Origin of the sequence: Paraburkholderia sp. BR13439 (genome assembly GCF_040948805.1) — a bacterium.
Classification (GTDB): Bacteria; Pseudomonadota; Gammaproteobacteria; order Burkholderiales; family Burkholderiaceae; genus Paraburkholderia; species Paraburkholderia youngii.
Genome location: NZ_JBFPKN010000067.1, coordinates 1 through 8,716, shown reverse-complemented (window position 1 = coordinate 8,716; position 8,716 = coordinate 1). Strand labels below are relative to the sequence as shown.

The 8,716-nt window shown below is 57.5% G+C and carries 4 protein-coding genes and 5 pseudogenes; 5 read left to right on the top strand and 4 right to left on the bottom strand.

Going from position 1 to position 8,716, the window contains the following annotated elements; all coding sequences use genetic code 11:
• Positions 1 to 217 precede the first annotated feature (217 nt).
• The 4 genes and pseudogenes from AB3X96_RS41550 to AB3X96_RS41535 all read left to right on the top strand — a co-directional run.
• Positions 218 to 349, top strand: a pseudogene (locus tag AB3X96_RS41550) (IS66 family insertion sequence element accessory protein TnpB); the annotation flags it as partial.
• The gene (tnpB, locus tag AB3X96_RS41545) at positions 325 to 678 is read left to right on the top strand and encodes an IS66 family insertion sequence element accessory protein TnpB (protein WP_368594290.1); all 354 of its coding nucleotides are present in this window, start codon (positions 325 to 327) and stop codon (positions 676 to 678) included. The pseudogene AB3X96_RS41550 and the gene tnpB, both read left to right, overlap by 25 nt.
• Positions 679 to 708: 30 nt before the next feature.
• Positions 709 to 2,289, top strand: a complete 1,581-nt coding sequence (locus AB3X96_RS41540; RefSeq protein WP_368594289.1) for an IS66 family transposase — start codon at positions 709 to 711, stop codon at positions 2,287 to 2,289.
• Positions 2,290 to 2,365: 76 nt separating this feature from the next.
• Positions 2,366 to 2,682 (top strand): annotated as a pseudogene (locus AB3X96_RS41535) (transposase); the annotation flags it as partial.
• Positions 2,683 to 2,873: 191 nt separating this feature from the next.
• Here the strand turns inward: AB3X96_RS41535 and AB3X96_RS41530 are convergent.
• From AB3X96_RS41530 to AB3X96_RS41515, 4 genes and pseudogenes are all read right to left on the bottom strand, one after another.
• Positions 2,874 to 3,717 (bottom strand): annotated as a pseudogene (locus AB3X96_RS41530) (IS256 family transposase); the annotation flags it as partial.
• A gap of 727 nt (positions 3,718 to 4,444) precedes the next feature.
• Positions 4,445 to 5,299: a hypothetical protein gene (locus tag AB3X96_RS41525; RefSeq protein WP_368594288.1), complete on the bottom strand. Its 855-nt coding sequence runs from the start codon at positions 5,297 to 5,299 to the stop codon at positions 4,445 to 4,447.
• A gap of 946 nt (positions 5,300 to 6,245) precedes the next feature.
• Positions 6,246 to 6,548 (bottom strand): annotated as a pseudogene (locus AB3X96_RS41520) (IS3 family transposase); the annotation flags it as partial.
• A gap of 44 nt (positions 6,549 to 6,592) precedes the next feature.
• Positions 6,593 to 6,700 (bottom strand): annotated as a pseudogene (locus AB3X96_RS41515) (hypothetical protein); the annotation flags it as partial.
• A 1,298-nt stretch (positions 6,701 to 7,998) separates the two neighbouring features.
• Here AB3X96_RS41515 and AB3X96_RS41510 point away from each other — a divergent pair.
• Positions 7,999 to 8,475, top strand: coding sequence for a hypothetical protein (locus tag AB3X96_RS41510; RefSeq protein ID WP_246392502.1), 477 nt, complete (start codon positions 7,999 to 8,001; stop codon positions 8,473 to 8,475).
• The last annotated feature ends 241 nt before the right edge of the window (positions 8,476 to 8,716 follow it).

Below are 8,716 nucleotides of genomic sequence, written 5' to 3'. Positions count from 1 at the left end.
CGCTTGCCGACACACCGTGCCGCCGACATAGCGCAACTGCTTCCTCATCGCTGGACGCCGACCGCTGCTTGATCGTTTGATCGTTTGAGCGATCGCCCCAGTCAAGATGCCTTCCCCGGGTGCTTACTCTGCATTCGTCCCCGTCGTTTCGGCTCCGCCGGCGTTGCTCCCCGAAGAAAGCGCCTCGGCGAGAACGCCTATACCCTCACCGCCGTCCATGACGCTTGCGCTGCACGTGCGTCTGTCGAACGGTGTCGAGTTCGACATCGCGGACGCGACCATCGACGAACTGGCCACCGTGGTCCAGATGCTTGGGAGAATGCCGTGTTCCGGTTCGACGCGAATCTGAAGGTGTACCTGCATCGCGATGCCGTCGATTTCCGGTACGGCATGAACAGCCTGTCGATTCTCGTTGAGCAGTCGATGCGCCTGAACCCGATGGACTCCTCGCTTTACGTGTTTGGAAACCGTCGCCGCGACCGGGTCAAGATCCTCGGCTGGGATGGCAGCGGCTTCTGGCTCCTGACGAAACGCCTCGAGACCGATAGGTTCATGTGGCCCGACCGGAAAGCCGAGATCGTGACGATGACGCCTGATCTGTTACATGCGCTGCTCGAGGGCGATGACATCAGCACGATCCAGCGACATCCGAAGCGCGAGTATCTGCGCGTGAGCTGAACGCGTCATCGAGGTGCCGGTCTAATCCGCATGCCGGGCCAGGTCACGATCACCGCCGACGAACTGAAAGAGCTGCTCGCTGAGCGCGATGCCGCCCGTGCGCTGCGCGAAGAACAGGAGGCGCTACGCGGCGCCCTGCGGCTCGTGACAGCGGAACGCGATCTGGCCGAGGAACGGCTGCGTGCTTACCGTCGTGAACTGTTCGGCGCGAAAAGTGAAGCACGGGATTCCAATCAACCCGGGCTGTTCAACGAAGCCGAAGCACTTGGCGCGAACAGCGCGCCCGCCCTGGAAGACACTCCGGAAACGCCGGTTGCCGCACACACGCGCAAGCGGCGTGGTCACCGCAAACCGCTCGATCCCGCTCTGCTGCGTGAGGTCGTGCGCCACGAACTGCCCGAAGCCGAACGCTTCTGTACGAACGATGGCCACGCGCTCGTCGAGATCGGCGTTGAGATCAGCGAGCAGCTCGATGTAATTCCGGAGCAGCTTCGCGTGCTCCAGCACCGGCGCGTCAAATATGCGTGTCCATGCTGCGATCTCGGCATCAAGGTCACGCCAGCGCCGCCGCGTATCATCCCGCGTGGGCTGCTGAGTGAATCAGCGCTTGCGTGGATCGCTACGGGCAAGTATCAGTTCGGGATGCCACTGTACCGTCAGGCCGGACTGCTACGTCGTTTCGGCGGCGACATCTCGTCCAACACGATCGCCGCAAGCATGGTACGCGTCGGTCTGGCAACTCAGCCGGTGATCAACCTGATGCGTGATGCGCTGCTCGACGCGGATCTGGTCTACTGCGACGAGACGACATTCCAGGTCCTGAAGGAGAAGGGGCGAAAGCCTCAAACGAAGAGCTACCTCTGGTCGCAGATGACCGATTCAGGACATCCGGTCCGCTGCTTCACGTACACGCCGGGACGCGGCGCTCAGCTGGCCGACAAACTGTTCACGGGCATCCGCAAGGGCGCGGTCCTGATGACCGATGGCTATGAGCCCTATAACAGCATCGCCGACCGATACCAGCTCGTGCATCTTGGATGCTGGGTTCACTGCCGACGCTACTTCGTCAAGGCAGAAGAAAATGTGCCTAAAGCTGCGCGCTCGCCCGACCTGCTGGCCACACGCTTCATCAAGCTGATCGGAAGGTTGTTCGTCGCCGAGGCACGCAGCGCGAAATGGGAAGCCAACCGGCGGCAGCGATTGCGACGGCGATACAGTGCACGAGTGCTCGACGCCATCCGCAGTCTCATGCTCAAGCAATCCCCCGGCGTCGTGCCCAACAGCCTGCTCGGAAAGGCGCTAACTTACCTGCGCGAGCAATGGCCCAAGCTGATCCTCTACGTTGAGAACGGCAACTGGCCCATATCGAACAACGACTGTGAGAATTCGATCCGCCCGTTTGTAATTGGGCGCCGCGGCTGGCTGTTCTCGGACACGGTTGATGGCGCGACTGCGAGCGCCAATCTTTACTCTCTGGTCGAAACCTGCAAAGCCTGTCGAATCGACCCGTACCGCTACCTCCACTGGCTGTTCAGGCACATCCCTCTGGCGACCAGTGTCGACGACTACGACGCGTTTCTGCCCTGGAAAATGCCTGCTTCCCTGCGCTGAGCACACGCCACGCCTCTCGGCGATTCATGGCCCTCAACTCCACTCGCAGAGGGACGTCGATAATGGATCGCTTACGGTCAATCAGCAGACGCAGCGTTGGATTCAGGCAAGCTGTTTCGGGGCCATGCTGAGCGACCTGCGTTCCACCATCATCCAGGTTGCTCAGGACCGTCGAGGTCAACCAAGCGCGTGCATATGGCGGTGGACAGGTTGAGGCGATTACTCGCGGTACGTGTGACGCTGGGCAAGGAACAGGAGCGCGCGCAGGTCAGAGAGTTGGCGCGGCAGGTTCAGCAGGCAACGTGCCAGACGCTCAAGGTGGCGTTTGCCGACCACGGATACACTGGCGAAGAGCCCGCGCAAGCGGCACTGGACGAAGGCATTGAGCTTAAGTCATCAAGCTGCCGGAGGCAAGACGGGCTTTGTGCTGTTGCGCGCTGCTGGGTGGTCGAGCGCAGCTTCGGCGGAGGTGTCAGGTGTCAGGTGTCAGGTGTCAGGTGTCAGGTGTCAGGTGTCAGGTGTCAGGTGTCAGGTGTCAGGTGTCAGGTGTCAGGTGTCAGGAGTTTAGTGTTCCAGCTCGCCAGATTCAGCGAATTGCGGATCAGGTGCACGATGCACGTCTGGATCTGCGCGGCCGGATAGACCGCCTCGATCGCTTCGGGAAACCCGCGCAGACCGTCGACCACCGCGATCAGGATGTCGTGCAAGCCGCGGTTCTTCAGTTCGTTGAAGACCTTCAGCCAGAACTTGGCGCCTTCGGTTTGCTCGATCCACAAACCAAGCACTTCCTTGCGGCCATCGGCCCGAATGCGCAGCGCGAGGTACACCGCCTTGTTCCTGACCGTCCCCTCGTCGCGGATCTTCAGCCGAAGTGCGTCGAAATACACGATCGGGTACATCGCCTCGAGCGGACGCTGTTGCCACTGTTCGACTTCGGCCAGCACCTCGTCGGTGACGGTCGAAATAAGGTCGGGCGAAACTTCGAGCCCGTACAACACCAGCAAGTGGCCCTAGATCTCACGCACGCTCATGCCGCGCGCGTACATGCTGACGACGTGGTCATCAAAGCCGGGCAGCCGGCGCTGATATTTGTCCACCAGCTGCGGCTCGAACGTCGCCTGCCGATCGCGCGGAATGTCCAGATTCAGTTCGCCGCTGGGCGTGATGACCGTCTTGCGGCTCGTGCCGTTGCGGTGGTTGCCGGCCTTGCCTTGCTCAGCCTCGCTCTCCAGGTGATGCGTGAGCTCCGCTGACAGCATGCGCTCAGCCAGTTGCTTCTTCAGTTGCCCGGCCAGTGCCCGATTCGCCGAGAACCGACTCGGCATCCTTGTTCTGAATCTGCGCCAGCAGTTGATCGATCAGCTCGTCGGGGAACAGCTTCGGCGCCTTCGGGTTCTTGCTCTTCTTGGTCACAGTTGCTTCGGTCATAGGACGTAATTTCCGTTATCGTCTCATGACCTCGGCACACTAAAAATCTGACAGGCTCGCTTCGGCTGGCTCAACCGTTTCCGTCGTCTGGCAAGCGACTACCAGCGGTTGCCTGCAACCCTGGCTGGTTAGCATTTCTCCGTATTCTCCCGTGCTTATGCTCGTACACTTTCCAGCCCTTAACAAAACGGTGCTGGTCGGCCGCCCACGCTAATACAGCAATTGCCAATACGATAAGCACTGTCTGCATAAGATGACCTCTTAACTGGTGATCGCGGAGATCGATGCGTGTCGTCTTTGAACAAAAGTTGTCCGGTATCGAACTGAAGTAAGAGCTTTCACATTGCACCGGACGTCGACGTTCCCAAGTGGTGTACGTTCTCAACTTCCATCCTCTCTTCTCGGGAATAGAGAGATTGGTCTTTCCTGAGCCCCCAAAAACGTGAACCGCCAAAAACAAAACTCCTATCGTACGTTGGGTCGCTACGAACATCGCATTCACCATACGGTCCAAAGTGGCGTTGCGACGGAGGATAATGCAGCCCGCCGATGTCACGTGATAGCAATTCTCCTTTTGTGATCGCGCAGTGACCTTCGATTTTCGTTTAGTGTGTGGGTAGCAAAAGATCCTGCCAGACAGGGCTGGCCCATAGCAGGAGTTTACGTACAGTCATCAGCGCCGTTCCTTTCGCTGCATGTTGAACTCGGCAGCCTGCCATTGGGCTTCCTAGCCGTGCCTCTGGCAAAAGCGCGCGGAGCGCACAGCAGCACCCGTTTTCGCAAACGCGCTGAGCCGCTCGATGAGTTCCACAAAACTTGCCAAGCTTGCCGTGCGAAGTTGATAGCACGCGATACGATTGCGCTCACAGATCCACTCGAACATCTTCACCGTATCGTCGTCTATACAGTCGGCAGGGAACATGAGCATGTCCACATCCGGCAACGCGGCGGCCAGCAAACCGGCACAGTCCACCGTGTCGCTGCCGCGCGCCATCGTTCCACCTGAGGCTTCCACGAGCCACTGGATCGCAGAAAGAGATCCGGGCTGCCCTCCGACATACAGAACACGCTTGCCCTGCAATGCCGCGAGCGGATGGACCTCCCGACCCGATAAGTAGGATGAAGGATTATTCAAAACCCGCTCCATCGCACTTGCTTCCGCTTGCAACGCTCTATTCAGTACATCCATTTTGTTCAGTTGTACTCGCATTGCACGTGTGCTTTCACGTTCGGCCGCAGCGCGCTTCTCCGCGCTCTCTCGATAAATCTTATGAAGGGCGATCAGATCGTCACTTTCAGCAAGTGCTTCGCGCAGCATGAGGATTTCCCTACGCAATTCCACTTGAGTCGCCAGTTGCTCGTTCCGGCACGCAGCGAACCGTTGTTTCTCTATTACTGCATCGCGCTCTGAACTAGCGACCGGGTGTGCGGTGTCCGTAGGAATTCGTCCACGAACGGAATCCGGCGCTGCCTGTAAACAGGCGAATGCGGACCGGTTCATATGCATCGCTGTTTCGTGATGGTCCATTGCGACGGGGATCAGCGGATTATCGGCAGCGGTGTCGGCATTTTTTTTTGACAAAGCGAGAACCCCACTCGAAATTCTATTGGTGCATAACAGGCGGCTTGCATTAGCGCAGCACTTTCTATTGAATCTTGCCGTGTGTTGGCACCGACCCAGCGCTCCGCTATGAGATCGACACCTGTGCGATGGACTCTAAAGCCCATCGCACGCTGGTGATACGCTTGCGTGAATTCCTGCAATATGTCGCACTTTTGACGCGTGCCCCGGCAGATTTCCGATATTCGGAGTGTGAAAATGCACATTTGGTTTAGCCAGGTTGGTTCGCCTTTACCATTCTGTCAGCTATGTTTTCAACAACGCGATCACTCGTCCACAGCGCACTGCACAGTGCTGCTCGGTCACATCACTTCTCGGATCGCCGCTCGGTCCGATACAGCTATTTTTTCCGTCGATTCGGCGCACCCGCCATACGAAGGCGAATCCGGAACATTGAACCGACCGCTGGACGCGCGAACGCCTCGTCGCGAATGCAATTGAATATAGCGAACGCCCTATCGTGCCGGTTTGATCAGTCTCAAAGCATCAGTAGTTTGCATCGCGTTGCTTCGGCCAAAACTTGCTCAATGCCTTTGTAGTTTCGCTGACTGACGACGCAGTAGGGTCAGCAAATTGGATGCCGTTAAGGGCAGAACCACCACGACCACGGTCGTTCGCGCCCGCGCGCGGTGCCACGCCTTGTGCGCGGCACTGGCCACGATGCCAGCCGCGCTGTAGTTGCAGCAACTAGCCACCGGACTGTCACAACATCTCACTCGGTTGTTCCGCCGGCAGCGTTTTGCGGTCATCGCAAGACCGTGTCGATTATCATTCACCGTTCGCCTTGCTCCCTCCCGGAGCCTAATTTCTCCGGGGGTAATTCTTGGAGTGGCTCCTGTAATTCAGCATACGTGGGCACCGTTAGGTTGATGACGGCCGCAGCATGTCTGAACTCGCGACGCGAGGGCTATTTCAGGGCTTTGTGCGGCGCCTCTTTGTAGCGTTCAAACGCGATAGCCAGACGCGAGAGCGCCGGTTGTGCGTCAGGCTTGTCCAACGAAGCGACGTAGTCGTGCTTCATAACCTTCACGAACGATTCGGTCATGCCATTTGCTCTGCGGCGACCTCACAAGGGTGGACGACGGCTCAAGACCCAGTTGGCGAGCGAGGCTGCGCGTGCGGTGGTCGATATTGGCCAAGCCATTGACCGAGAGCCATTCGACGGCTGCGTAGCCTGTGTTGTGCCGAGGCGCTGCTCGACGGCGGCCAACTCTGATGCGGGCACAAAGCTTCACCCACACTCTCCGCCGCCAGACTTCCTTCCTGGCATTGCTTTCGGCAGCCGAACAAATGATTGGCGTTGACGCCGTGCCGATGAACCACGGCCGACACCGAAGCTCCCAGCTCCAGCGTTTCCCGCACATGGCGTTTTTTCCTGCGCCGCGCGCTGATTGCGGCGCTCTGCGCTCGGTCAAAATTTCAATGCTTTCCACGTAATGACTAGGTTTTACTGATGAGAACAAGACAATCCCTATTTAAAGAGTCCTTGCGTCCTCAGACACGCCGGCACCCGAAGGGTCGTCGCAGACACGGACGGCCATCAGGTTTGTGGAGGCTCATCGAGATTGCCGACGCCAATCGTATCGATCTTGTAGTCGCCTTCGAGACTTCCAACACCTCGCAATCTGCCTGACCAACCTCGTATTCCCACTCCGCTATGATCCCAGCCAGTTCGCGGCATGCAGATTTCAGGCTTGAATAAGTCATTCCGCCATTTGCGAGCCAGCATTTAAGACTGGATGCACTGCGCCAAGTCATGTCGGAATAGACCCAGATCGCCGACCTATTGGCTCTGGATCGGGCGATTTCCAAAGCCGATCGGCATCCTCAAGGATCCGAATGGTTCCGTGCACGTCACAGCGTTGAAATTATAGTTCTCGAAGGTCAAATTGACGTGGGCGTCAAGATCAGGATCCTTCGTCAGTTTGACATTTCGCAATAAATGGTCCCCGAGATGGGACGAAAATTATTGCCTTTTAGCCAAGCTTGATCCATTGAGAACTCTCCGACATAAACAAATATAAGATCGATTGGGGGGACCATAAAAACCGTTGTCGTTGTCGCTCAAACCGGAGGAATTTGGCGGAATCACCATCTGTCGCAAATCGTCTTCAGTCGATGTGCTTCGATGAGAGCAGGATCACGCGTTTAGGCAGAATCGCGCATTTGGCAGGCGCCGTCGGCACCGTGCGCGAGATGTCAATCTCAGCTGCATCCGAAACGAGGGATTTTGTGATGTTGCTGACGAGCACGTGTCTAACCGCGTCCGCCGACAGGCCACCACCAGATCGTCAGGCCCGGCCCGTTGCGCCGATCTGCGAAAATATGAACTCCTAGCCGATCGCACGAGAGAACGCCCAAGCCTACCCCGATTCCGGCGACATTGTCAAGGAAGGGAAAGAGGATGGCTCGCGATTATCGAGCGACTCTATTTCCGGTAGAGGTAAGCACCGTACGAGTCCTGATTCATTCCGCGGTTCGCATTGGTATCAAAAAAGCCCGTCTCTCTCACACATGAATGTTGCTGCGAGCTAACGCTGCAGGGCGCGCGGACTTCACGAGGCAATACAATGACGCAGGGGCAAGTCCGACAATCAATCTTGATCACCGGCGATTCATCCCAACATTCGTCTCGAATTGAATCTGTGGATTTTCCAAACATGCCCAACAACAAAAATCACCAGTCATTGCTGACACCAACGGCTGCAGCGCATTGCAAAGCACTCTTACTCCCTATGCCACGAAAACAGGCGTCTGATCTGGTGCTGCGAGCACGCATCGCACTTGAGCGTCTACGCAATGGCGAGCGGGACCATCCTCTGATCAACGTAGCCTTGCAGGTCACAATTATCACGAGCTTTATCACTCGGGCAGGACATGGGAAGCTTGACATCGAATTCCTTGAAAACGTTAAGCGTGACCTCGAAGATATCATCGTCGAGGCCGACAACAGCGGAAGGTGGAGCGTTCCCCGAGAGTTAATCGGTGACCTCACTGCTGTGATCAACGAGTACGACCGCCAGATCTGCGTCACCCGCATGGAGATCATAGTGCGCGCGAGTAACTACCTGGACAAGCTTTGTTCGGACAGTGATCTACGCCCACTCCGCGGGGGTGGCCGTCAGGCCGTACGGTAATCAATCGCACGTCTATCGCAAATGATGAGTCGCGGAATTAGTCGAATACCCACGCGGATGACACTGGCGATAGCCAGACTTCACCGCTGGCGATGAGCGGGAGCGCACAAATACCTAGGGAAGGTCTGCAAAAGTCCTGGCGTTGACGTCTCGGTGGACTATCCTGGGAGAAGGCAGGTTTAAGGGGTACCTCGATGACACAGCTTGGTCTTGGTCTGGATCTTTCAACGAAACGCACGCG